Origin of the sequence: Duganella violaceipulchra (assembly GCF_019166075.1) — a bacterium.
GTDB classification, from domain to species: domain Bacteria; phylum Pseudomonadota; class Gammaproteobacteria; order Burkholderiales; family Burkholderiaceae_D; genus Rugamonas; species Rugamonas violaceipulchra.
Window position 1 is genome coordinate 1 of the sequence record NZ_JAHTGR010000233.1, and the last position, 255, is coordinate 255.

At 69.8% G+C, this 255-nt stretch carries 1 protein-coding gene; it reads left to right on the forward strand.

What is annotated here, in order from left to right; translation table 11 throughout:
* A partial coding sequence (locus KVP70_RS33845; RefSeq protein WP_217946797.1) for a hypothetical protein occupies window positions 1–255 on the forward strand: 255 nt, incomplete at both ends.

A 255-nucleotide genomic window follows, 5' to 3' on the forward strand; every position in this document is an offset into this window, starting at 1 on the left:
ACGCCGACCATCGCGGCGCTGGCCGCCGGTACCGGGGCGGGCGACGTGGTGGTGCCGGCCAACGGCATCGCCGACGGCTGCGATGCGATCACGCCGGACATGCTGCCGCTGGCGCAACTGAGCCAGCCGGAGATCGACGGCATCGTCGCGGCGGTGCCGGGCGGCGCCGCCAACATCCAGGACATCTATCCATTGGCGCCCTTGCAGGAAGGGATACTGTTCCACCACATGATGCAGGCCGAAGGCGACGCCTAC